This is a genomic window from Streptomyces sp. NPDC001153, assembly GCF_053598315.1.
This window is the reverse complement of sequence record NZ_JBSFJZ010000002.1, coordinates 325,746-348,189: the sequence shown is the minus strand read 5'-3', so window position 1 is coordinate 348,189 and position 22,444 is coordinate 325,746. Positions and strand designations below refer to the sequence as shown.

Sequence of the window (22,444 nt, the reverse complement as noted above, 5' to 3'; positions counted from 1 at the left end):
GCCAACAGCGAGCTGGTCGCCGAAGAGATCGTGCGCACCCTGGTCGGCTCGATCGGCCTGGTCGCCTCGGTCCCGGTCACCACACTGCTCGCCGCGCTGGTGGTGGCAGCTGACAAACCCGGTCCGCAGGCGAAAACGGCGGCAGCGGGCGAGGCGGCGGCTGCGGGCCGGGGCGGGCGTCGGCGGAAGCGTTGAGAGCGATGTCCTCGTCGGCGGCGTGCCCCGCACCTCTCTCATGCGTGTGCGATGCGTGAGCGGGCGTTCCGGCACGAGGGGTCGAGTGCGGGATGGGCTACGCCGCTACGTGGCGCTGACCGGACCGGTTGTCCGGCCGTGGGCCGGGCGGCGTCACGCTGACGGATACGCCTTCGGAACTGCCCGTCTGTCCGAGGCCCGGCGGCGCACGAGTTCGGCGGTCTCCCACGACACGGTGGCCATGGCCACCAGCGACAGCAGCAGGTAGAAGACGTAGAGCTTGTGCAGGTCATCGAGGAAGTACCAGATCGACGCCGTGGCACTGAACCAGAAGGCGATCAGCGAGCCGGCGCCGCTCCGCTTGCTGCGTGCTGCGCCGACGAGGCAGCAGGCGGCGGCCAGTGCGAGCAGGGCGGCGACGGCGACGTAGGAGTGGGCCCAACCGACGTAGGCGCGCCGCAGTTCGGAGTTGACCGCCACGGCCTCGGCCACCGGCCCCCAGCCCACCACGCACGACAGGCGTGTCGACCACGGCAGCGTCACCAGGCCCAACAGGCCGGCCGCGATGGCGACCCAGCCGAAGTGAGCGGTGTCCACCAGCCGGCCACGTGCGCACAGCAGCGAAAGCAGGCATCCGAGCAGAGCAAGAGCGCTGTCGGCGGAAGGGCGCAGTGAGATACGGAACTTCTCCCCACGAGCGGTTCGGCCGCCGGGCGGCGTCGCCGGGGGCCCGGGCGTGGTGGCCTGGACCGTCGGCATGGAGGTCTGCGTCAGGGCGTCGGCGAGTGCCTCGCGCATCTGCCCGGCATCGGCGAACCGTTCCTTCGGGTCCTTGCCGAGGGCGCGCAGGATCACCGCCTCCACCGTCGGCGGTATCTGCGGTCTCAGCCGGGAGACCGGCTCGGGTGCGGCGAACAGGTGCTGATGCATGACGGCGAAGGGCGATTCGCCACGGAACGGGGGCTGTCCGACCAGCAGTTCGTGCAGCAGGCACCCCATCGCGTACAGATCGGCCCGGTGGTCGATCTCCGCCCCGTTGATCTGCTCGGGGGAAAGGTAGGCGGGAGTGCCGATCGCCGCACCGCTACCGGTGATGCGGGTGGCGGTCTCGGTGAAGGCCTTGGCGATGCCGAAGTCGAGGACCTTCACGGTGTCGGGTCCGGTGAGCATGATGTTCGAGGGCTTGATGTCCCTGTGCACGATCCCGCACTCGTGGCTGTGCCGCAGCGCGTCCAGCACCGCGCATGCCGCGTTGACGGCGTCGGCGACAGGCAGGGGGCCGTCTCGCAGGACCTCGGCGAGCGTGGCGCCCTGCACGTACTCCATGACCAGGTAGGGCCGTGGGCCATCCGGGTGCGGCTCCTCGCCGACGTCGTGGATGGTGGCCACCGCCGGGTGGTTCAGCGCGGCGACCGCGTGCGCCTCGCGCCGGAAACGGGCTCGCGACTGCGGATCGTGGGCCAGCGCCGAGGAGAGCAGTTTCACCGCGACAGTGCGGCGCAGCCGCTGATCCACCCCGCGATGGACCGTTCCCATACCACCTTGACCGAGCTTCTCGACCAGCTCGTACCGGCCGCCGAGGACCATGTCCCGCCCCACTCACGCCTCCCGTGAATCAGAAACCCGGCGCAGCTTACGGCGCGACCCCGACGCCGAGGCGCCCGCACCGCGCTCCTGACGGCCGTCGCCCTCCTCATCGGCGCCGCAACGACCTTCGTCCTGCTCGATTCCGACAGGCCTGACCGACCGCATCCGCGCGCCACGCTCGAAGAGTCCCGGGCCGGGCTGCCTTCCGCGTGGAGACAGAAGCCGACGTCCACGCCGACCACTGGGAGATGTGCACCCGGAGGCGGACGAGGCGGTGTGCTGCCTGGCAGGCGGTGCGCGGCTCCACCTCCGTCCCACCGGACCCGGCGCATCCGGTGCGGCAGTGCGGTTGTCGGCGGGTGCCGCCGTGATCGTTCCCCGGGGCCGCCGGCACCGCCTGGAACTGGACGCTGGGGATCCGCAGGTTGCGGACGAGAACGGGGCGTCAGACCATCGCGAACTTGGCAACGTACTCGTCGAACGGCTCAATGCCGACTTCTGCGCGGAGTTCGTCCATGCGCTCGGGCTCTTCACAGGGCCAGGGAACGGGTACCCCGTCCTTCACGCCGGCGATCTGCGTACCGTAGATCTGCTTGCGGCCCTCATTGACCAGTGTGCGGTCGTGCAGGAAGGCCAGCTCGCGTGGGCCGGCCGAGCCTGCCGACACCGCCTGCCGCATCAGCCGGAGGGCTCGTCGCTGAATGTCGAGCTGCCGGTCGGCATGCTGGGCGATCAGCCACGCTGCGCGGGCGGCCTCCTCGCCGACCAGTTCCTGCGTCGGCCAGCCGTACTCATCCATGATCTCGCCGAGCCGGTCACCGTGCTGTGCGGTCAGCCGCCGCCAGGCCAACTGCTCGACAGGATTGTCGCTGTTCGCGTGGACCGCAGACCGGTGATCCGCCGCAGCCATGTCCGTGAGTTCCACGGCCAGTTCGGCAACCTCGTCCACCACTTTCAACTCCCTGACTCTGCCGGTGCGTTGCTCTTGTCCTGGGCAACCCTAAAGGCGCATACGGGGCACAAAGATCATTCCGGAGAACGGTGACAGGCACCTCCACGCACCGGGATAATGGATCTACTCCCGGAGCCGGAGACCGAGCCAGGCGGCTGCAGGCACTTGTTACGGTCGCCGGATGGACACCTGGGACGGGGACGGCGTACGCGCTCGGATACGGGAGATGGCCGCACGGGACCCGGGGCGGGAGCGGTTCGGGGCGGACACGCACCGGTACGAACTGACGTCGGCACTGCCGGAGGCGGAGATCAGGGCGTTCGAGGAATCCCACGGCGTCCGTCTGCCGAGGGAGTACCGGTCTTTCGTCGCGAAGGTGGGCAACGGGCCCGCCGGTCCCTGCCACGGGTTGATGCCGTTGACCGTCGCCCGCCCGCAGGCCGGCGAGGAGTGGGCCGTGGACGGCGAGTGGGAGGAAGACCGGCTGCCGGGCCGGCTCGCCGAGCCGTTCCCGCTCACCGAACCCCTGCCCGGCCGGATCGGCACACCGGCCGATGCGCTGACCCGGGGCACGCTCATGCCGGCCGAGGTGGGCTGCGGCATGTTCATCCGGCTGGTCCTGAACGGCCCGCGAGCCGGCGAGGTCTGGCAGATCGATCCGGACTGGGGCGGCTTCGTACCGGCGAGCCCCGGCTTTCGCACCTGGTACACCGACTGGCTGGAGAGCCCCTGAACGCGCCCTGCGCCGCCGCACGGTGCCGGGGGCGCGGGTCATCGTCCTGCCGCGGTCGCGCGGTTCGGCGATGCAGGGCCGATGCCAGGGCAGCGGGAGACAGGGACGGATCCTGTCCCCGCCCGCCGTGCAGCCGACGACCACCGACCGCCTCACGCCGGAGCAGAACGCCGTCCGCAACGCCGTGGCCGTCGACAACGTCCATGTGCCCTTCGGCCAAGGGCGGCACGGCGGCTGGGGCACGGGGATGGCGGTGCGCACCCGCCTCGGGGCGTCCGTCCCGGATCCGGTGCGGGTCATGCGCAGGTGGAGCGCATCAGGCCGAGGCGGAGCGCCGGCCCGGCACCGTGGGGTGGCCGTCAGCCGGCGGCCTTGGCGATGACGCGCTCCATCTCCTCTCGGCCGAAGGCCCGCAGCGTCGTGGAACGGACGTTGCCCACCCCGCCGAGCTGCAGGAGTGCCGCCGCGGCGGTTTCGTCGTCGGGCGCCTCGACGACGGCCACGAGGTCGTACGGTCCGACGGTCCAGTAGATGCTCAGGAGCTTCGCCCCGAGCTTCTGTACCGCTGAACCGAAGGTCTCGGCGCGCTTCGCGGTGTCCTTGTAGTTTCGGACCCCTTGTTCGGTCCAGTTCAGCAAGGCGACGTACGTCGGCATGTTCTTCCACCTTCACGAGGGGACACATCGCGAAGTCAAGCCTCGGCACCCGGGGCGGAACCTGCACGAGATACGCACCCGAACGTGCGGTACGAGCGACCGCAGGGCATCGAGGGGGCCGCCGCGCTGCCACCTGGCCGGCCACCTGGTCGGTCCATGGCGTCACACCTTGGACATGTCCGGAATGCCGGTCATAAGAGCTGTCGGTACGTTCGTCGCAGGTCGGTCGCACGGCCGACGTCCGTGAGACAGAGAGAAGTGACATGCCCTCGCGTACTTTTGCTGTGGTCGGCGCCGGAGTGGGCGCGACCGTCCTTGCAGCCGCCGGGATCACCTACGCCGCGACCGTCGGATCCGCTCCGGCGTCGCCGTCTGCGCACCGAGCGGCCAAGACCGTTCACCGAGCGGCCAAGCCTGTCCACCGGGCGGCCCAGCCCGTCCGACGAGCCGGATCTGCGGCGGCTCCCTCCGGCGGCGGGAGCGGGAACGTGGAGAGGAAAGAGGGCCACGACGGCGCAGGGCGCCGTCATGGCCGCGGGGAGGAGGGGAGGATCTTCTTCAACGAGCGTTCCTACCCTGCCTCGGTCGACGGGTGTATCACCGCGGCCAGCGGACTGGGCTCGGACAGCTTCAGTGTTTTCAACGACAGCCGGAAGACGGTCGAGGTCTTCCGGGGCTTCGCCTGTGACAACGGCGCTCCGGTCGCCACCGTGGGTCCCCACGGCAACACCTTCGGGGTGGTGACCCGCACCGTCCACGAGGGCCTGGCCGGGGGCCTGGCAGGAGGCCTGTTCGGTGACGATGGTGCCGTGGGCAGCTTCCGGGTGATCTGCGACGACGAGTGGTGACAGCAGTGGTGGCAGCGCCGCCACGGCTACGAGTGGTGTTCGCCGTGCTCGAACCGCTGGTGGGGGCCGCAGCAGAAAGCGGGGTCGTGCCGGTGCTCACCCGTCGGCGTCCCGCCCGCGGCGCCGAGCAGCGTCGCGCACTGTGCTCGCTTCGCGCTGTCGACCATGCGGTCGCTGTCGGACGCGGCGTTGGCCAGGCTCGCGCAGCACACGGTCAGCAGGACGGCGCCGACCAGGAAGGGCAGGCTTCGGCGGGCGGGGGGCGGCGCCAGCAGGGCCCGTACCCGCTGGGGGACTTCACCGCCGGTCGCGGCCAGAACGGCGGGGCGCGACGCGCCGGTGGACGCGAGTGCCGCGCGCCCGACCGCGCGGGCGACGACCGCCCGGTCGCCCACCTGCGTGGCGGCCTCCTCGTCGGCCCAGCGTTCCAGGACGAAGGCGCCGGTGTCGGCCAGGGGGCGCAGCAGCGGGTTCAGGGCCGCCGTGAGCCGCCACAGGCTCAGGAACAGGTGGTGCCTCCGGCGCAGATGGGCCCGCTCGTGCGCCAGCAACGCCTCGCGCTCGTCGTCGCCGAGACAGCACAGCATGCCCCGGGACACCACGATGCGTCCGGGCGCGCCGGGCAGGGCGAACGCCAGCGGAGCGTCGTCGTCGACCACGGCCAGTTCGGTGTCACCGCGCAGCCCCTTGCACTCCCGCCGCACCCGCGCGACATGGCGGGCCTGGCGGAGGGCGGACACGCCCAGCGAGACGACGCCGGTGGCGAGGACGAGCGCGCTGACGACCGCGACGACGGCGTACACGGGGTCCTCGGCGCGCAGCGCGGCCACCGACCAGTGGCCCTCGGCCGCGACCTCGGGGATCTGCGCGATGCCGGTGAACGCCAGCAGGGCGAGCGAGCCGGTCCAGCCGCCGGCGGTGACGAGCGCGGCGCAGGCCAGGGCCCAGGCCGCGGGACGCGGGGTGAGCCGGCGCGCCAGGCGCGGCGCGAGCACGCTGATCACGGCGGTGACGACGAACGGGACGTAGACGCTGATCAGCACCGGCTCACCGCCTTCCGTCGGAACGCTCGTCGCGGGTGTCGTGCCCGGACAGCAGCTGGTGCAGCAACTGCTCGTCCCGTGCGGAGAGTTCGGACACGAAGCGGGTGAGGACGGCCTCGCGGTCGGTACCTTCCTCCAGCAGCGACCGCATCCGCCGGGCCGTGTGCGAGGCCTCGTCGCGGACCGGGGTGTAGGCGTATCCGCGGCCCTCCCGGTTCCGTAGGAGCATGCCCTTGTCGTGGAGGCGGGACAGGATGGTCAGCACGGTGGTGTACGCCAGGTCGCCCGGGAGCCGCTCGAGCACCTGGCGGGCGGTCAGCGGGCCGTCGGCGGCCCACAGCGCGGCCAGCACATCGCCCTCCAGCTCACCGCGCGCCCGCCTGCCGGCTCCGCCGTGGGTCTCCTCGTCCGTCGGGTCGCTCACCGTCTGCCCTTCCTCACCCTCGTCAGCAGAGGCTACCCGGTCGTCCTCTGCAGGCCACCGAACATCTCCTACTAGTTGTAGGAGGTATGCTCCGGCCTCGAAGCGCGATCTACTACATCTTGTAGAGCCCCCCAGCTCCCGACGGGCGGAGGACCGACCCATGCCCCAAGCCGGACGCACTCTCCCCAGCCCCGCGCCCGCGGGCCCCGTGTCGCGGCCGCGAAGCGAGACGACGGACCCCGGTCCGGCGACGTCCTCCGGCCGGATCGCGATCATCTCCGCGAGCGTCGGCGCGGGCCACGACGGCGCCGCCGCCGAGCTGGACCGCCGCCTCACGGCAGACGGCTTCACCGTCGACCGGCACGATCTGCTCGACCTGCTGCCCGCCCGGCTCGGCAGGGCCGTCCAGGAGGGCTACCACCGGCTGCTCGTCCGAGCGCCGTGGGCCTACCAGCGCATCTACTCCAGCACCGAGCGCGCGGGAGGCGGCGGCCCGGCGGCGCGGGCGCTGCTCCGCGCGGCCGAGGACCGGGTGCTGCGGGCCCTGGCTCCCGGGACCGGAGCGGTCGTCTCCACCTACCCCGGGGCGAGCCGGGTGCTCGGCAGGCTGCGCCTGGACGGGCGGCTGACCGTGCCGGTCCTCACCTACCTCACCGACTTCTCCGTGCATCCGCTGTGGGTGGCGGACGGCGTGGACGTCCACCTCGCGGCCCACGCCGTGCCCGCCGCCCAGGCGCGGGCCGCCGGCGCCCGGGACGTACGGGTGCGCGGGCCGGTCACCGACCCGCGGTTCCGGCCCTGCGACCGGGAGGAACGCGACCGCGCGCGGGCCAGGTTCGGGCTGCCGCCGCACACTCCGCTCGCCCTGCTGGTCGCCGGCTCCTGGGGCGTCGGGCCGGTCCGGCGGGTGGCGCTGGAGGTGCGCGACAGCGGCGCGGCCGTACCGGTCGTCGTCTGCGGCCGGAACCAGGCGCTGGCCGAGCGACTGCGCGCCGACGGCATCGAGCATGCCTACGGCTGGGTGGACGACATGCCCGCCCTGATGCACGCCGCCGACGTCCTCATCCAGAACGCCGGCGGACTGACCTCCCTGGAGGCGTTCGCCGCGGGCCTGCCGGTCGCCGGCTACCGTTGCATACCCGGCCACGGCCTGACCAACGCCGCAGCCCTGGACGAGGCCGGGGCGGCGGTGTGGATCCGCGACCCGGCCGGCCTCAAGGCCGTCCTGCACGACCTGATCGACGGCCCGCTCGGTCCGCGCCAGCGCGAGACGGGCCTCGCCCTGTTCGCCGGGGCGCCGGGCGAAGGCCCGGCGGCCGAGATAGCCCGCGTGCACCACTCGGGGCTCACGCAACGCCGCCCGCGCCCCCTCACGCACCGACGCCCCACGCCGCGCCGGCTCGCCGCCACGGCCGCCGTCGCGTGTGCCGTGTGGGCGTGCGCCGTCGGCACCGGGATCGCGACGGCGTACGACGGCCCCGCACTGGCGCACGCCATAGGCCACCGCCTCGACCCGGACGCACTCGCCGCACATCTCGCCCCCCGGCAGGAAGGCCACCACTCGTGACCACCGCCCACACCTTCCGTACGGCTGCCCTGGCGGCCCTGCCCGTACTCGCCGCCGCCCACGCCACGCCCGTCGTCTCCACCTACGGCCCCCTGCGCAACCGGCTCATGCCCCGCCTCGCGGGCCGGGGCCGTCCGGACCACGTCGCGCTGACCTTCGACGACGGACCGGACCCCCGCTCCACCCCGCTCTTCCTGCGGCTGCTCGCCGAGCGTGGGGTGCATGCCACCTTCTTCCTGCTCGGCGCGCAGGCGCACCGCTCACCCGGTCTGGTCCGCGAGATCGCCGGGGCAGGTCACGAGATCGGCATCCACGGCTGGCTGCACCGCCCGCTGCTGCTGCGCGGCCCGCGCGCGACCTACGACGACTTCGCCCGCGCCCGTGACACCGTGGCCGCGCTCACCGGACGCGTGCCCACCCTCTTCCGGCCGCCCTACGGCGTCATGTCGACCGCCGCCCATGTGGCGGCCCGCCGCCTCGGTCTCACGCCGGTGCTGTGGACCTGCTGGGGTGAGGACTGGAGGGCCAGGGCCACCCCGGCGTCCGTCCACCGCACCGTCACCCGCGATCTGGACGGCGGCGGCACCATCCTGCTCCACGACTCCGACTGCACCTCCGCGCCGGGCGCCTGGCACTCGGCCCTGGGCGCGCTGCCCCGCATCCTCGACACCTGCGCGGAGCGGGGCTTCGACGTCGGCCGGCTGCGTGACCACGGATGGCCTGCGGGTGGGCCGCGGGTGGCCTGCGGCGAATGAGGTGCCAATGAGGTGCCGGCGACCGGAACGATTCCAGGATGCCGTTCGTCTACGGTTCAGTAGACGGTCTACGTTTCTGTAGTCATCCAGTTGCCGGCCGTTCACTCACGCCGATTCACCCGCAGATGCACCCGCACGAAAAGGCCCGCCCCGATGAGCACTGTGATCCTCGCCTTCGACGGGTCCTCCGTCGACGGTTCCGCCTACTCGGACGTGGTGCGCCTCGCGTGGCACTCGCCGGGCTGGCTGGACGACACGGTCTCGGCCTGGTCGACGTACGGGCTCGCGGTGTTCGCCGTCCTGGCCGTGGCCGGCTGGTGGGGAGCCCGGCGCAAGGGGGCCGTCGCCGCGGTGTCGGCACTGGCGGTGCCGGTGATCGTCGTCGTGGCGTACGGCGTGGACGCCCTCCTCAAGTTGGCGGTGCGCGAGGACCGGCCGTGTCAGAGCCTGCACGTGAGAACACTGGAGGCGTGCCCGGGACCCGGCGACTGGTCCTTCCCGAGCAACCACGCGGCCATCGCCGCCGCTGCCGCCGTGGCCCTCCTGTTCGTCTCGCGCCGTCTCGGGGCGGTCGCGGTCGTGGCCGCGCTGGCCATGGGGATCTCCCGGGTGTGGGTCGGCGTGCACTATCCGCACGACGTCCTGGCAGGTCTCCTCGTCGGCGCCCTGGTGGCACTGACGGCGACGCGCGCGACGCGGCGGTGGTCGGCCGTCCTGGCGCGGTGGCTGGCAGCCAGACGCCTGGGTGCGATGCTGCTGACACCATGAACCGTGCCCTCGGCTCCCTCGGGGTCCTTCGCCGCCTGGCCCCGCGCACCCTGCGCGGGCGGCTCTCCCTCGTGGCGCTGACCGCCGCCGCGCTGCTGATGACGGTGCTGACCGTGGCGTTCAACGCCGTGATGGACCGGCATCTGCAGCACCAGGCGGACGACGAGCTGCGCAACAGGGCGGCGGCGGTGGCCACGACCGTCGACACCAGCGGTTCCCGGGTCCGCGTCGTGGAAACGGTCAACGACCGCCTGCTCGACACCAACGTGTGGATCTACGCCGGGACCGGCCTGCTGGAGAAGCCGCCGTCCACCGCCGGGGACGGCGCACTGACCCGCGCCGCCGACGGGCTGGCCGCACGGCGCGGGCGCGCCTGCGCCACCTTCCACGCCCACGGCCACCGGCCCGTCCGGCTGTGCTCCCTGCCGATTCCCGGCCGCCACGCCGGCGCCACCGTGGTCACCGCCCTGGACCTGGCCCCGTACCGCAGTTCCGCCGACACCCTGCTGCTGGGGTCGCTGATCCTGGACACCGTGATGCTCGGGTGCACGTACGTCCTGACCCGCCTGTCCGTCGGCCGGGCGCTGCGGCCGGTGCGGACCATGACCGACCAGGCCACGCAGTGGAGTGCGGTGGGCTCGGACGACCGCTTCGGCGCGGCGGAACACCCGGCCGAACTCGCCCGTCTGGGCGCCTCGCTGGACGCGCTCCTCGACCGCATCCGCACAGTGCTGCGCCACGAGCAACAGCTGACCGGAGAGCTGTCCCACGAACTGCGCACCCCGCTCACCAGGATCATCATGGAGCTCGACTGGTGGCGGACCCGGCCGCGCACGGACGCCGAGACCCGTGCCGCCCACGAGGTGATCGCCGAGGCCGCGCAGTCCATGCGCACGATCTGCGACACGCTGCTCAACGAGGCCCGCGAGAACACGCTGAACCCGGCGACCGCCCCCGGAACGACCGACGTCGTGCCGGTCCTGGACCGCCTGCTCCGGCAGCTCGACGCGCCGGAGCGGGTGCGGACGGCCGTGGAGACGGATGCTCCGGTGCTGGAGGCCGGCGTTCCCTCCGGCCTCCTCGAACGCATCGTCAGCCCCCTGCTCGCGAACGCCGCCCGCTACGCCCGTTCCACCGTGACCGTTTCCGCGCGGCGCGTGCCCGGCTCCGTGCGGATCGATGTCGTCGACGACGGCCCCGGCGTGCCGGAGGCCTTCGTGGGCGAGCTGTTCCAGCCGGGTCGGCGCGCCGACTCCGGCGACGGGCACGACGGCGCGGGCCTGGGGCTCCCACTCGCACGCCGCCTGGCCCGCGCCGTCGGCGGTGAGGTGTCCTACGACCCCGGACACACCCCCGGCGCCAGATTCACGATCGCCCTGCCCACGGCGTGACCGAGCCCTACAGTCTTGACGCATTCATGACGCGGCGACCGCATCCATCCGGCCACCGCCGGTGTCCTTCCCGGTGTCCGTGCCGTTGCGAGGAATGGAGTGCCCATGGAAGGCACCGTGGTGGCGGTCGTCGTGGTGGCGCTGTTGGCGCTGTTCGTGCTGAAGAGCGGTATGCGGGTGGTCAACCAGGTGGAGCGGGGGGTCGTGTTCCGGTGGGGCAAGGCCCTGCCGGGCCACCGGCAGCCCGGCATCACCTTCCTGATCCCCTTCGCCGACCGTATGCGCAAGGTCAACGTGCAGGTCGTGACCATGCCCGTGCCCACCCAGGAGGGCATCACCAAGGACAACGTGTCGGTGAAGGTCGACGCGGTCGTCTACTTCCGGGTGACCGACCCGGTGCGCGCGGCCATCGAGGTCCAGGACTACGTCTTCGCCGTCGGGCAGGTCGCCCAGTCCTCGCTGCGGTCCATCATCGGCAAGAGCGATCTGGACGACCTGCTGAGCGACCGGGAGCGGCTGCACGAGGGGCTGGCGCTGATGATCGACAGCCCGGCCGCCGGGTGGGGCATCCACATCGACCGCGTCGAGATCAAGGACGTCCAGCTGCCCGAGTCGCTGAAGCGGTCCATGTCCCGGCAGGCCGAGGCCGAGCGGGAGCGGCGGGCCCGGGTCATCACCGCCGACGGTGAGTTCCAGGCCGCACAGCAGCTCGCCAACGCCTCCAGGATCATGTCCGACAGTCCGGAGGCCATGCAGCTGCGGCTCCTGCAGACGGTCGTCGAGGTCGCCGCCGAGAAGAACTCGACCCTTGTGATGCCCTTCCCCGTCGAGCTGTTGCGCTACTTCGACCGGGCGGCGCAGAAGATCGACGCCGACCTCAGCGTGCCTCGGCAGCAGCAGGCTCCCGCCCCGGCTCCGCAGAGCGCCGAGCAGCCGTAGCGAGCGCCAGTGTCACAGCCACCGAGCCCGCCGCCATCAGCGTCATCCCCGCGGCGGGCGAGGTGAGCTGTGCCACCGCGCCGGCCAGCGCGGCGCTCACCCCCTGCATGGTGAGCATGCCGGAGGAGTGCAGCCCCAGGGCCTGGCCGGCGAGTTCGTCCGGGGTCAGGTCCATCAGCCGCTCCTGCTGCACGAGGCTCGCGCCGAAGCCCACGGAGGCGACCGTCGCGCACACCGCCGCCACCGGCAGCGGCGGGTGCGCGCAGAACACCAGGTACGGCGTCGCCAGCAACAGCAACAGGGGCGTGGCCAGGCGGCGGCGTACCGCGGGCGGCAGCAGCCGGCCCACCGTCACATCGCCGGCGAACATGCCGAGCGCCCCGCAGGCGAACAGGGTGCCGGCGGCGTGCGGCGCGTACGACACGTACAGGGACTCGCAGCCGACGACCAGGCCGTTGGGCAGCCACAGGCCCAGATAGGTGAGGCGGCGCGGGCGGGACGACCACAGCAGGGCGTTGGTGCGCCAGGTCGCCGACGCGGTGGGGCGGCCCCCGCTCCGGGGCGGGCGGGCGGTCAGGCCGAGGCGCAGGGCGAGCGCGGCCGTCAGGTACAGGGCCGCCGCCAGCAGCAGGCAGACGCGCGGGGAGAGCATCGCGAGCAGGGCGCCGCCGGTGGCGAACCCGGCGATCTGCATCAGCCCGCTCATCATGTTGAACAGCGAACGCCCCGGCAGATAGCCGTCCTTGGCGAGGATCTCGTTCAGCAGGCCCCAGCGGACCCCGGCGCCCAGGGAGGCCACGAGGCCCAGCAGCAGCAGGACGCCGAAGACCGCGCCGACCGGCAGACCGGGCACCGCCTGAACCGCCGTACCGGCCGCGAAGGCGAGCGCGATCGCGGACAGCGCCGTACGCGGGGGCAGCCGGTCGGCGCCGGACAGCAGGAAGGTCGCGCCCAGCACCTGGGCGAGCGAGGGGCCGAACATGCTCACCGCCGACAGCAGCGGCGAGCCGGTGGCCCGGTACACGAGGGTGGCCAGGGCCAGCCCGCCGACCGTCTGCGCGGCGGTCTGCGCGGCCGAGCCGGCGAAGAGCGGGGTGAACTCCGGGGTGCGGAACAGGGATCGATAGCTGGACATGCCGGGGAGTCTCGGCGGGTCACGGGCGGGCTCGTTATTGTTTCGCCACAGCGCGAAAGCCCGTACGGCCGTGAGGGGGGTCCCGGGGTGGGCCTGTGGCAGCTCAACGCGGACACACTCGCCCGCAGCCGGTTCGTCGTCTCGCCGCTCGCCGAGACCTTCGCCTGCCTGAAGCTGCTGCACGGGGCGGACGCCGCGCATCCCGGTGAGCAGGCGTGGCTGCGCGCCCAGCTGCCCGCCTACCGGGCGCTGCTTGCGGCCGAGCCGGTGACGGCACGGCTGGTGCGGGCCGGGCTCGGCCGGGAGTGGATCGCCGACTTCCTGACCCCGGCGCCCCGCGGCGGGGAGACGTTCGCGGACGAGGTCTCCCGGGTCCGCTCGACCGCGCCGGAGGCGGCCCGCGCCCATCTGCGCACCGCACTCGTCGGCCCGCTCCCCGCCGAGCTGGACCGGGACGACCTGCCCGAGCGGGCGGCCATACTCCTTCAGTGGGTGTGGGAGAGGACCGTACGGCCGTCCTGGGAGCGGCGGCGGCGGGTGCTGGAGGCGGACGTGGTCGCGCGGACCGCGCAGGTGAGCCGGGGCGGCTGGGTGAGCGTGCTCGACGAGCTGCGGCCCGGACGCACCCGCTGGCTCGGCGAGAACCTGCTCCAGATCAACCTGCACGCGTACCCGCCCCGGGAGATCTCCGGTGCCGAGCTGCTCTTCGTGCCGGTGACCGTGCAGCGGGCGGGCTGGGTCGCCTGGGACGACGGGGTGCGCTACGCGGTGGTCTACCCGTGCGCCGGTGCCCTCGCCGACGCGGGCATCAGAACCGTCCCGTCCGCCCTGGGCGCCCTGCTCGGTCCGGCCCGGGCCGAAGTCCTGGCCCTCCTCGCCTCCCCCATGAGCACCACCCAGCTGACGGCGGTGACCGGGCAGGGGCTGGGCTCGGTGGGGCGCCATCTGAAGGTGCTCAGGGAAGCGGGGCTGGTGGAACGGCGCAGGGCCGGGCGGTCGGTGTTGTACGTACGGACGGCTGCCGGAGATGTCCTGCTGGAGGCGCCCCAGGGGGCGCGGGGCTGTGCCTGATGTGCGGCCCTCGGGCGTCTAGGCTCCCCGTATGACCAACGTGCTGAACGTAGAAATCGGCTCCCTCGCCGGGGGCCCCGCCGACCTCACCCAGTACGAGGGCAAGGCCGTCCTCGTCGTCAACGTGGCCTCCAAGTGCGGCCTCACCCCCCAGTACACGGGCCTGGAGAAGCTCCAGGAGCGGTACGCCGACCGCGGGTTCACCGTGCTCGGGGTGCCCTGCAACCAGTTCCTCGGGCAGGAGCCCGGCACCGCCGAGGAGATCGCGGAGTTCTGCTCGGCGACGTACGGCGTGACCTTCCCGCTCACCGAGAAGGTCGAGGTGAACGGCGAGGGCCGGCATCCGCTGTACGAGCGTCTGGTGGGCTTCGCCGACGCCGAGGGGCACAGCGGCGACATCCGCTGGAACTTCGAGAAGTTCCTGATCGGGCGGGACGGCACGGTCGTGGCCCGGTTCTCGCCGCAGACCGAGCCGGAGTCGGACGCGATCGTGACCGCCATCGAGGCCCAGCTCGGCTGAGCCGCGCTGGGCCTTGCCCCGGTGCCCCCGAACAGAAGGTGCCCTCTCGGCAAGGACGGCGACCGGTCGAGAGGGCTCTTCTGGTGGTGCTTGTGAAGTTGTTTTCGTCGGGGGGGCTTCACTGACGAAGGTCAGGGAGGGCCCCCTAGGCCTTGACCGAGGTCACGAAGGCGTTCCACGCGTCGGCGGGGAAGGCCAGGATCGGGCCCTCGGAGACCTTGGAGTCACGGACGGCGAGTTCGGCGTCGGTGGGCGACTTGACCTCGACGCAGGCGCCGTTGCCCGCGGAATAGGAGGACTTCATCCACGTCTCCGAAGCGCCCTGAATCAGTGCCATGTCCACTCCTGTTGCGAGTTGCGATAGTGCGGTTCACGCCAACCTTGTCGTCTGATTGGCGTGATCGACGCTACCGGGCAACCGCGCCTGCCGGAGTAGTCGTTCACTCAACCGGATGGCATATTCCAGGAGAGCCTTCCATCGGAGTGGACCTTCGGTGTAAGATCCGGCGCCCTCCGTGACAGCCGCTCATTCGGCGTACAGCTTCGCCACTTTCGCAATGAACTGCCGGGATTGCTCCACATTGAGGGACTGTGCCCGCAGATGCTCGTACATCACGGCGTACTTCTGCACGTCCTGGGCCTTCTCCAGGTACAGGTCGCTGGTGACGCCCTCCAGGTACACCACGCTGGAGTCGGCCGCGTCGGCGAACTCGAGGATCGCGTACTGGCCGTTGAGCCCCGGATGCGCGCCCACCTCGAACGGCAGCACCTGCACGGTGACGTGCGGCAGCTGGGACATCTCGATCAGATGGTCCAGCTGCTCGCGCATCACCAGCCTGCTGCCCACGACACGCTTGAGCGCCGCCTCGTCGAGCACCACCCACAGCCGGAGCGGGTTGTTCTCGGCGGTGATACGTTCCTGTCGGCGCATGCGCACCTGCACACGCTTCTCGATCTCGGCGGTCGACGTCTCCGGCAGCGCGCCCTGCACCAGGGCCTCCGCGTAGGCGCGGGTCTGCAACAGACCGGTGACCAGCTGGGGTTCGTACACCCTGAGCGACTCGGCGTCGGTCTCCAGCCCGATGTACACGCTGTAGGGGATGTCCCCGAAGGTGTGCCACCAGCCCTGTTGCCGGGAGTCCCGGGCCATCTCCATCAGCGAGTCGACGATCCGCTGGTCCTCGACCTCGTAGACCCCGCACAGGTCGCGCACATCGCGCTGACTGATGCTTCTGCGGCCGTTCTCCAGCCGGCTGATCTTCGACTGCGACACCAGCAGTCGTTCCGCCACTTCCTCGGCCGTCATGCCCTTGAGCTCGCGAAGCCTGCGGAGCTCCTGGCCCAGCCGGCGCCGCCTGACGGTGGGATTGACATTGGACGCCACGGGACGTGCACCTCCGGCTGCCTGCCTGTTGCTTAACACTTTGCGTATCTGCTGCTGAGCAGACTGCCACCAAGGTGCTTTCTACCGCTGGGAAACGGTGGATATGCGGCGCGTACGCGTCAGTTCGCCACGGCTCGCCACCCGATGGTGTACCGGAACGCAGTCGAGCGGGGCGGCGGGATCCCGGGGAAGGATCCCACCGCCCCGCTCCGACCGACGGCTCCCGAAACGGCCGTGCGCGAACCGGGGTTACGGCTCAGTGGGCCACGGCGCGTGCCATGGATCCGCGGTGCGGCTGCATCGGAACCCCGCGTGCGGGTTCCGCCGCGGACCGTGCACCGGCCGCCGCGCCCTGCCGCCCGGTGGCGGCGGCGCCCCGGCGCGGCTGTGCGACGGCACCGTTCTGCACGTCCATCACGGCGTGCGCGACAAGCCCGCCCATGGGGTCGTGCCGGATCAGATCCCGCAGCCGGGACCGGGACGACCGTCCCTCGTTCCCCGGATACAGGTGCTTGCCGAGCCCGACGGCGTGCGCCAGGGCGGCGAGCGCCGCGGTCCGCGGGTCCGGCGGCACGCCGGTGCGGATCGCGGAATCCAGCCGGGCTCGGATCTCCCGGCTGATCTCGTTGTCCGTCGCCTGATAGCGCGTCGTCGGCAGCACCCCGCACATCTGACCGGCCACGGCATGCACCATGCCGCACCGCTCCAGATGCGAGAGGTACGTCTGACGGAGCCCCAGCCGGGGTCCGCCGATCCAGTGGACGGCACGCACGGGAGCGCCACGCCTTCGCAGCAACTCCAACGCGCAGTCCAAAGTCGGATCTCCAGTCGGCCGTGGCACCACCACGGCGATACGATCCCCGTCTGGGGCTATCCGTCCGGCCAGCGCCAGCTCCACTAGCTGTGCACCGGCCAGACCGAGGTCGAGCGACTGCGGCTGCGCAGTGGTACCCGTGGCCGGGTCCAGTGCCAGCAGCAGAAGCTCCTCCGGAAGTGTTCTGCGGCTCCTGCCCATCCATGCCTCCCCGCGTGGATGAATGACAGGGTGACCCCTCTCACATTGGTCTGTCGAGGGTGCGTGACCGGTTCGTGAGGGAACCGGTAGGTATGTCGTTCTCGTCTACTGCAGGGGCCAAGCCCTCACACAGGACACTGGTACATGGTTCGGACAGGGCGCGCGCGTAGGCGTGCGGCGCATGGAGGAGGCATCGGTGGCGGGCGAGTCCCCCGACAGGTCGAAGCAGCGCGAGTCGTCGGCAGAACCGACGTCGGGGAGCGCGGGTCCGGTTCCCGAGGCACGCGATCCGCGCCTCGCCGTCTCCCGCGAAAAGGATTCCGCGCCCGGTGGCGCGGACACCGCAACGAAGGTCCTGTCGGTCCGTGACGTCAAGGACCGCGCCTCGGAAGCCCCGTCGGAGGACACCGCCCTCCGCGAGGCGGTCTCGTCCTGGGTCCGCGACGCCGCAAGTCCCGGTCCGACGGCCACGGATGAGCCGGAGACGGATGAGCCGGAGGCCGAGGAGACCGAGACCGGGTCCGAGGCCACGGAGGCCGACGCGGAGGCGAACACGGGCACCGAACCGGAGGCTGACGCGGACTCCGACGCGGACAGTGGCGCCGGGGCCCAGGCGGATGCGAAGGCGAAGGCCGGCGAAGCCGAGGCCGTGGTCGCCGAGGCCGGGTCCGAGGACGCCGACGGCGAGGACGCCCCACAGGGGCCACCCGCAGCCGACGACGAGCCCCCCGCGGGTGGTGCGGGTGGGAGCACGGACGCCGAAGGCGAAGCCGAGGCGAGTGACGAACCCGCCCCCGCGCCGGAGGCGGACGCGGGCGACGACGAGACCCGCACGAGTGGTGCGGGTGGGAGCGCGGACGCCGAAGGCGAAGCCGAGGCGAGTGACGAACCCGCCCCCACGCCGGAGGCGGACGCGGGCGACGACGCCCCCGTCGACCAGCCCACCACCGTCTTCAAGGCGATAAAGCCCCCGTCCGCCCCGCAGGTCGACCAGCCGACGACCATGCTCAAGCTCGGCGGGAAGACGAACACGCCCAAGGCCCCGGAGTCCGACCCCGAGCGCACCAGTAAGTTCGTCGCGCTCAAGAACGACATGGCGCCGGCCGCCAAGCCGGAGACCAAGCCGGAGGCCAGGCCGGACACCACCACCCCCGTCCCCCAGGTCGGCCCCGAGCGCACCACCCAGCAGCCGCTCCCCCCGAAGCCCCCGCTGGACCTCCTGGCGGAGCTGACGAACACGCCGCCGCCCCCGGAGACGGCGGTCCGCACGGTCGTGCGCCGGGTCAAGATCTGGACGCCCCTGGTCCTGCTCCTGGCGATCATCTTCGCGGTCGTACAGACCCTCCGCCCGCTCCCCGACCCCACGCTCGACCTCACCGCGAAGGACACCTACACCTTCGACGGCGGCAAGGCCGGCATCCCGTGGCCGGCCACTGGTCAGGCCGCGCTGGACGTCCAGGGCATCGGCACGTTCGGTAACTCCGGCGACCAGAAGCCCGTACCGATCGCGAGCGTCGCCAAGGTGATGACCGCGTACCTCATCCTGCGCGACCACCCGCTCAAGAGCGGTCAGGACGGTCCGAAGATCACGATCGACAAGCCCGCCGAGCAGCAGTCGGACGCGGGCCAGGAGTCCACCGTCCGCGTCACCGCGGGCGACTCGATCTCCGAGCGCGAGGCGCTGGAGGCCATCCTCCTGCCCTCCGCCAACAACGTGGCCCGGCTGCTCGCCCGCTGGGACTCCCACTCGGAGCAGGCGTTCACGGAGAAGATGAACGCCGCCGCCAAGGGTCTCGGCATGACCAACACGACGTACACCGACCCCTCGGGCCTGACCGCCTCCACGGTCAGCACCGCGGTGGACCAGGTGAAGCTGGCCCGGGCGGCGATGGAGCAGCCCGTCTTCCGCGAGGTCGCGGCGATGATGTCGTACAACGACTACAAGGGCGTCAACCACTCCAACTACAACCGCCTGGTCGGCCACAACAACGTCGTCGGCATCAAGACCGGTACCACGCCGGCCGCCCTCGGCAACCTCGTCTTCGCGGCGAAGCAGCAGGTCGGCGGCGAGACGCGCACCATCATCGGGGCCGTGCTGCGCCAGCCCGCCGGCGGCTTCGACCACACCATCATCAGCGGGGTCCTGGACGCGGGCGACAAGCTGATCCGCGCCGCGCAGGGCGCCCTGAAGTCGGTGACGATCCTGAAGAAGGGCGATGTGGTCGGGTACGTCGACGACGGTCTCGGCGGCCGTACGCCCATCGTGGCGACGAAGGACGTCACGGCGGCCGGCTGGTCGGGGCTGACGGTGAAGCTGTCCTTCGCCGCCGACAAGGTGCCGCACACAGCGAAGGCCGGCACCCAGGTCGGCTCGCTCACCGTGGGTGACGGTTCGGCCGGCGCGGTCAGGGTGCCGGTGGCCCTGCAGGAGGATCTGGCGGAGCCCGGCTTCGGCGCCAAGCTGACCCGTCTGGGCTGAGTCCGCACCGCGGTCTCACCAGCACGCACCCCGCCGACGGAGACCCGCGGCGGGGTGCGTGCTAGCGTCACGAATCGGGGCAGGTCGCCGGTCACCGGGACATGGCCGCGAACTGGACGGGAAGCAGCCGGGAACACCGTGGAACACGGCCGAGAACAGAAGACGGGACACGGGGAGTGCCTTCAGGTGGCCACAGCCGAGCCGACACGCGCCGACGACGCCGATCCTGGGCCGGGATCCGGCCCGCGAATACGCCTGTCCGAGCCTGACCCGGACGGTCGCGGGGATCACTCCGGCCACCCGGACGGCCGTACCGACAGTGAGCACCTCGACACGCCCGCCGGCCGGCTCGCGCGTCTCCTCGCCGCCGCCGAACCCCTGCGGCAGCGGCTGCTCAAGCACCCCGTGCTGTCCGTGACGGCCCTCGCGGGGGTCCTGCACATCGTCTGGTTCTTCACGTTCGCGAACAGCGGTGGCGATCTCGCGGCGCAGGACGCCTGGGCGGAGTTCGTCGGCCGACACCCGGACTCGGCGTACAACCTCGCCTGGTACGGCGGCATGCACCCGGTGTCGTACAGCGTGGTGTCGCCGTATCTGATGGCCGTGCTCGGCGTCCGTACGACGATGATGATCGCCGGGACCGTGTCGGCGGGCCTGCTGACGCTGGTCCTGATCCGCAGCCGCGCGGTGAAGAACCCGCTGTGGGCCTCGCTCGCCGGGGTCTTCGCGTTTCTGTGCAACGCGATCTCCGGCCGGGTGACCTTCGGGCTCGGCACGATGTTCGCGCTCGGCGCCGTCGCGGCCGTCTTCTGCTGGCCGTACCGGTGGCGTCACAAACGCTGGGCGAAGGCGGCGGTGGCCGCCCCGCTGGCCGGTCTGTCCACCATGGCCTCGCCCGTCTCGGGGCTGTTCGTCGGGCTGGTCGCGGTCGCACTGTTCCTGCAGAAGCGGCGGCCGGGCGCCTGGGCGCTGGGTCTCGCCCCGACCGTGGTGGTCGCCGCCTCGTACTTCCTCTTCCCCTTCTCGGGCACCCAGCCGATGACGATCGGCTCGGTGATCCTGCCCCTGCTGTACGGCCTGCTGTGCCTGTTCCTCGTGCCCAGGCAGTGGGTGACGGTCCGGCTGACGGCGGCCGTCTACAGCGTCGGCGTGGTCCTGGTGTGGCTGATCAACTCGCAGATCGGCTCCAACATCTCCCGGCTGCCGATGCTGTTCGCGGGTGCGGCGCTGGTGGCCGCGCTGCCGTTCACGGTGCCGAAGTCCCGCAGGTGGTACACGACCGTGCTGGCGCTCCTGGGCTTCGCCGGCTGGATCGGCTTCAAGTCGGTGGACGACATCATCCACACGACCCCGGCCGCGTCCTGGGCCCGCGAGCTCGCCCCGCTGGTGCACCAGCTGCAGAAGGCCGGTGCCGAGAAGGGCCGCGTCGAGGTGGTCCCGGCCCGCTCGCACCGGGAGGCGTCGGCGCTCGCGCCGTACGTCAACCTGGCGCGCGGCTGGAACCGGCAGGCCGACATGGAGCGCAACCCGCTCTTCTACGACGACACCCTCAACTCGGCGAACTACCACGAGTGGCTGCAGCGCTGGGCCGTCCACTTCGTCGTCCTGCCGAAGGACAACCCGGACGGCGACGGCGGCGAGCGCGAGCGGGAACTGCTGCGGCGCGGGATGCCGTATCTGACGCAGGTGTGGGGCGACGCCAACTGGCAGCTGTTCCGGGTGACCGATCCGACGCCGCTGGCCGAGCCCGACGCCGTGGTGGACCGCGCCGACCAGGGCGAGATGACCCTTCAGGTGCGCAAGGCCGGGCGGATCCTGATCAGGATCCCCTACTCGCCGTGGCTGAGCATCGTCGACGAGCACGGCAAGAGCCTGAAGCCGCCGCAGATGGTCTCCTCCGGCCCGCCGAAGAAGTACCGGAACGCCAACGGGTGCCTGGCGGAGACGCCGGAGGACGCCAACGGGGACAAGTGGACCATGCTGCTCGCGCCGAAGGCGGGAACCTACCGGCTGGCGGCGCCGTACCAGCTCCCCCGGGGCACCCCGTGTCCGGACGAGCTCAGGACTCCGTGGCCCCGCGACTCCGTGACGCCGTGACGCCGTGACCCGGTGAGGTTCAGCGGAGCCGGTCGACGTACCGGTCCGTCCCCGGCACCGTCGGGACGAACGGCGCCAGCAGTTCCACCCTGCCCAGGCCCGAGTCGGTCACCTGCTCGTCCAGCCCCGTGAAGTGGTCCTGCCAGCACTCCCTCGGGTCGGCCTCCAGGAACCACAGCAGCGTCAGACGGGTGTCGACGCCCTCGACCTGCTTGACGTAGGTCATGCGGTCGCCGGGCAGGGGGGTGGGGCGGAAGACCGTCACCAGGGCGGAGGGGGAGCCCGCGAGGCGGCGCGGGAGGTGCCGGGCGGCCAGCCACTGGAGCAGCTCGGCCCGCTGCTCCGCCGACTCCGTGTCGATCACCTCCAGGACCAGGCCCGCGTAGGGGTGGTCCAGGGCGTGGAAGTCCCGCGGGCCGGCCGCGCCGTCGCGGTAGACCGTCGTCTCGTGGTCCTGGAAGGACGTGAAGACGTGGGTGCGGTCGTGGTAGACGCGGGCGTCGCGGTTGAGGCGCCTGTTGATGGCGACGGTCCACTTCATGTGGTCGTCGTAGCGGCCGGCGGTGATCCAGTACGTGGAGAGGTAGCAGCCGGCGGTGACGGGCTGGGCGATCGCCGACTTCTCGGGGCGGCGCAGGAGCTGCAGGTCCCTCGTCGCCACCCAGCGGCGGCCCGCGTACATCCAGGGCATGGCCATCGCGCCGGCGTAGTAGTGGTCGTCCTCGTACCAGCGGTTGTAGGCGTACTCGTGTCCGGGGTGCGGCTCGACCATGGTGATCAGGGCGTGGCCCGGGCGGACGCCGTACGGTCCCACGGCGGCCAGTTCCGCGTACGCCTCGCTGCGGGTCTCCTCGCTCATGCGGTTCCCCTTCCCTCCCCTTCCGT

The 22,444-nt window shown here is 71.9% G+C and carries 22 protein-coding genes and 1 pseudogene; 13 read left to right on the top strand and 10 right to left on the bottom strand.

Annotated features, from left to right (window positions below):
• On the top strand, positions 1-195 hold a 195-nt coding region (locus ACWDEN_RS03640; protein ID WP_450857004.1), incomplete at its 5' end, for a YibE/F family protein.
• Positions 196-348: 153 nt separating this feature from the next.
• Here the strand turns inward: ACWDEN_RS03640 and ACWDEN_RS03635 are convergent.
• Positions 349-1,794 (bottom strand): protein kinase domain-containing protein, encoded by a 1,446-nt coding sequence (locus tag ACWDEN_RS03635; RefSeq protein ID WP_351611591.1) that lies wholly within the window; start codon positions 1,792-1,794, stop codon positions 349-351.
• Positions 1,795-1,979: 185 nt separating this feature from the next.
• Between ACWDEN_RS03635 and ACWDEN_RS03630 the strand changes: the two are divergent.
• Positions 1,980-2,194, top strand: a pseudogene (locus tag ACWDEN_RS03630) (cupin); the annotation flags it as partial.
• A gap of 33 nt (positions 2,195-2,227) precedes the next feature.
• On the opposite strand, the gene ACWDEN_RS03625 reads toward ACWDEN_RS03630, so the two are convergent.
• Complete coding sequence (locus tag ACWDEN_RS03625; RefSeq protein WP_450857022.1) at positions 2,228-2,692, bottom strand: DUF6624 domain-containing protein; 465 nt, start codon at positions 2,690-2,692, stop codon at positions 2,228-2,230.
• A gap of 223 nt (positions 2,693-2,915) precedes the next feature.
• Between ACWDEN_RS03625 and ACWDEN_RS03620 the strand changes: the two genes are divergently transcribed.
• Positions 2,916-3,467 (top strand): SMI1/KNR4 family protein, encoded by a 552-nt coding sequence (locus tag ACWDEN_RS03620; RefSeq protein ID WP_450857002.1) that lies wholly within the window; start codon positions 2,916-2,918, stop codon positions 3,465-3,467.
• Positions 3,468-3,826: 359 nt separating this feature from the next.
• Here the strand turns inward: ACWDEN_RS03620 and ACWDEN_RS03615 are convergent, their stop codons facing one another.
• Positions 3,827-4,123, bottom strand: coding sequence for a GYD domain-containing protein (locus tag ACWDEN_RS03615; protein ID WP_351611583.1), 297 nt, complete (start codon positions 4,121-4,123; stop codon positions 3,827-3,829).
• A gap of 488 nt (positions 4,124-4,611) precedes the next feature.
• Here ACWDEN_RS03615 and ACWDEN_RS03610 point away from each other — a divergent pair, with 488 nt between their 5' ends.
• On the top strand, positions 4,612-4,971 hold the full coding sequence (locus tag ACWDEN_RS03610; protein WP_450857000.1) for a hypothetical protein: 360 nt from the start codon (positions 4,612-4,614) through the stop codon (positions 4,969-4,971).
• Between the two features lie 26 nt (positions 4,972-4,997).
• Here ACWDEN_RS03610 and ACWDEN_RS03605 read toward each other — a convergent pair whose 3' ends face one another.
• Together ACWDEN_RS03605 and ACWDEN_RS03600 are read right to left on the bottom strand one after the other, a co-directional pair.
• Positions 4,998-6,014, bottom strand: a complete 1,017-nt coding sequence (locus ACWDEN_RS03605) for a M56 family metallopeptidase (RefSeq protein WP_351611578.1) — start codon at positions 6,012-6,014, stop codon at positions 4,998-5,000.
• A 4-nt stretch (positions 6,015-6,018) separates the two neighbouring features.
• On the bottom strand, positions 6,019-6,438 hold the full coding sequence (locus ACWDEN_RS03600) for a BlaI/MecI/CopY family transcriptional regulator (RefSeq protein ID WP_351611575.1): 420 nt from the start codon (positions 6,436-6,438) through the stop codon (positions 6,019-6,021).
• Between the two features lie 160 nt (positions 6,439-6,598).
• Between ACWDEN_RS03600 and ACWDEN_RS03595 the strand changes: the two genes are divergently transcribed.
• The 5 genes from ACWDEN_RS03595 (at position 6,599) to ACWDEN_RS03575 (ending at position 11,858) form a co-directional block, all read left to right on the top strand.
• Positions 6,599-8,005, top strand: coding sequence for a glycosyltransferase (locus tag ACWDEN_RS03595; protein ID WP_450856997.1), 1,407 nt, complete (start codon positions 6,599-6,601; stop codon positions 8,003-8,005).
• A complete protein-coding gene (locus ACWDEN_RS03590) occupies positions 8,002-8,760 on the top strand; it encodes a polysaccharide deacetylase family protein (protein WP_351611570.1) in 759 nt (252 codons plus the stop codon). The genes ACWDEN_RS03595 and ACWDEN_RS03590 overlap by 4 nt, the downstream gene beginning before the upstream one ends.
• Before the next feature lie 162 nt (positions 8,761-8,922).
• Entirely contained in the window at positions 8,923-9,528 is a 606-nt protein-coding gene (locus tag ACWDEN_RS03585; protein WP_450857020.1) for a phosphatase PAP2 family protein, read from the top strand.
• Complete coding sequence (locus tag ACWDEN_RS03580; RefSeq protein WP_450856995.1) at positions 9,525-10,919, top strand: sensor histidine kinase; 1,395 nt, start codon at positions 9,525-9,527, stop codon at positions 10,917-10,919. Before ACWDEN_RS03585 ends, ACWDEN_RS03580 begins: the two co-directional genes overlap by 4 nt.
• Before the next feature lie 105 nt (positions 10,920-11,024).
• Positions 11,025-11,858 carry a slipin family protein gene (locus ACWDEN_RS03575; protein ID WP_351611564.1) on the top strand — a complete coding sequence of 278 codons (834 nt, stop codon included), beginning with the start codon at positions 11,025-11,027 and terminating at the stop codon, positions 11,856-11,858.
• On the opposite strand, the gene ACWDEN_RS03570 is transcribed toward ACWDEN_RS03575, so the two are convergent.
• Positions 11,797-12,993 carry an MFS transporter gene (locus ACWDEN_RS03570; RefSeq protein ID WP_450856993.1) on the bottom strand — a complete coding sequence of 399 codons (1,197 nt, stop codon included), beginning with the start codon at positions 12,991-12,993 and terminating at the stop codon, positions 11,797-11,799. The two genes, ACWDEN_RS03575 and ACWDEN_RS03570, sit on opposite strands and share 62 nt — an antisense overlap.
• Before the next feature lie 87 nt (positions 12,994-13,080).
• Between ACWDEN_RS03570 and ACWDEN_RS03565 the strand changes: the two genes are divergently transcribed.
• Together ACWDEN_RS03565 and ACWDEN_RS03560 are read left to right on the top strand one after the other, a co-directional pair.
• Entirely contained in the window at positions 13,081-14,064 is a 984-nt protein-coding gene (locus ACWDEN_RS03565; RefSeq protein ID WP_450856991.1) for a helix-turn-helix domain-containing protein, read from the top strand.
• Between the two features lie 31 nt (positions 14,065-14,095).
• Entirely contained in the window at positions 14,096-14,584 is a 489-nt protein-coding gene (locus ACWDEN_RS03560; RefSeq protein WP_351611557.1) for a glutathione peroxidase, read from the top strand.
• A 145-nt stretch (positions 14,585-14,729) separates the two neighbouring features.
• On the opposite strand, the gene ACWDEN_RS03555 is transcribed toward ACWDEN_RS03560, so the two are convergent.
• The 3 genes from ACWDEN_RS03555 to ACWDEN_RS03545 form a co-directional block, all read right to left on the bottom strand.
• Positions 14,730-14,921 carry a DUF397 domain-containing protein gene (locus ACWDEN_RS03555; RefSeq protein WP_351611555.1) on the bottom strand — a complete coding sequence of 64 codons (192 nt, stop codon included), beginning with the start codon at positions 14,919-14,921 and terminating at the stop codon, positions 14,730-14,732.
• 189 nt (positions 14,922-15,110) lie between these two features.
• Complete coding sequence (locus tag ACWDEN_RS03550; protein ID WP_351206220.1) at positions 15,111-15,968, bottom strand: helix-turn-helix domain-containing protein; 858 nt, start codon at positions 15,966-15,968, stop codon at positions 15,111-15,113.
• Between the two features lie 256 nt (positions 15,969-16,224).
• Complete coding sequence (locus ACWDEN_RS03545; protein WP_351611552.1) at positions 16,225-16,983, bottom strand: GOLPH3/VPS74 family protein; 759 nt, start codon at positions 16,981-16,983, stop codon at positions 16,225-16,227.
• Positions 16,984-17,164: 181 nt separating this feature from the next.
• On the opposite strand from ACWDEN_RS03545, the gene ACWDEN_RS03540 reads away from it, so the two are divergent.
• The gene (locus ACWDEN_RS03540) at positions 17,165-19,462 is read left to right on the top strand and encodes a D-alanyl-D-alanine carboxypeptidase (protein WP_450856987.1); all 2,298 of its coding nucleotides are present in this window, start codon (positions 17,165-17,167) and stop codon (positions 19,460-19,462) included.
• Positions 19,463-19,648: 186 nt separating this feature from the next.
• The gene (locus ACWDEN_RS03535; RefSeq protein WP_351611546.1) at positions 19,649-21,559 is read left to right on the top strand and encodes an MFS transporter; all 1,911 of its coding nucleotides are present in this window, start codon (positions 19,649-19,651) and stop codon (positions 21,557-21,559) included.
• 19 nt (positions 21,560-21,578) lie between these two features.
• On the opposite strand, the gene ACWDEN_RS03530 is transcribed toward ACWDEN_RS03535, so the two are convergent.
• Positions 21,579-22,418, bottom strand: coding sequence for a hypothetical protein (locus ACWDEN_RS03530; protein ID WP_450856985.1), 840 nt, complete (start codon positions 22,416-22,418; stop codon positions 21,579-21,581).
• Between the last annotated feature and the right edge of the window lie 26 nt (positions 22,419-22,444).

What these genes read in the sequence shown, in the direction of transcription:
- ACWDEN_RS03625 (WP_450857022.1), bottom strand. Translation starts at nt 2,692, where the DNA reads ATGGCTGCGGCGGATCACCGGTCTGCGGTCCACGCGAACAGCGACAAT.
- ACWDEN_RS03620 (WP_450857002.1), top strand. Translation starts at nt 2,916, where the DNA reads ATGGACACCTGGGACGGGGACGGCGTACGCGCTCGGATACGGGAGATG.
- ACWDEN_RS03615 (WP_351611583.1), bottom strand. Translation starts at nt 4,123, where the DNA reads ATGCCGACGTACGTCGCCTTGCTGAACTGGACCGAACAAGGGGTCCGA.
- ACWDEN_RS03595 (WP_450856997.1), top strand. Translation starts at nt 6,599, where the DNA reads ATGCCCCAAGCCGGACGCACTCTCCCCAGCCCCGCGCCCGCGGGCCCC.
- ACWDEN_RS03580 (WP_450856995.1), top strand. Translation starts at nt 9,525, where the DNA reads ATGAACCGTGCCCTCGGCTCCCTCGGGGTCCTTCGCCGCCTGGCCCCG.
- ACWDEN_RS03575 (WP_351611564.1), top strand. Translation starts at nt 11,025, where the DNA reads ATGGAAGGCACCGTGGTGGCGGTCGTCGTGGTGGCGCTGTTGGCGCTG.
- ACWDEN_RS03570 (WP_450856993.1), bottom strand. Translation starts at nt 12,993, where the DNA reads ATGTCCAGCTATCGATCCCTGTTCCGCACCCCGGAGTTCACCCCGCTC.
- ACWDEN_RS03560 (WP_351611557.1), top strand. Translation starts at nt 14,096, where the DNA reads ATGACCAACGTGCTGAACGTAGAAATCGGCTCCCTCGCCGGGGGCCCC.
- ACWDEN_RS03555 (WP_351611555.1), bottom strand. Translation starts at nt 14,921, where the DNA reads ATGGCACTGATTCAGGGCGCTTCGGAGACGTGGATGAAGTCCTCCTAT.
- ACWDEN_RS03545 (WP_351611552.1), bottom strand. Translation starts at nt 16,983, where the DNA reads ATGGGCAGGAGCCGCAGAACACTTCCGGAGGAGCTTCTGCTGCTGGCA.
- ACWDEN_RS03540 (WP_450856987.1), top strand. Translation starts at nt 17,165, where the DNA reads ATGGAGGAGGCATCGGTGGCGGGCGAGTCCCCCGACAGGTCGAAGCAG.
- ACWDEN_RS03530 (WP_450856985.1), bottom strand. Translation starts at nt 22,418, where the DNA reads ATGAGCGAGGAGACCCGCAGCGAGGCGTACGCGGAACTGGCCGCCGTG.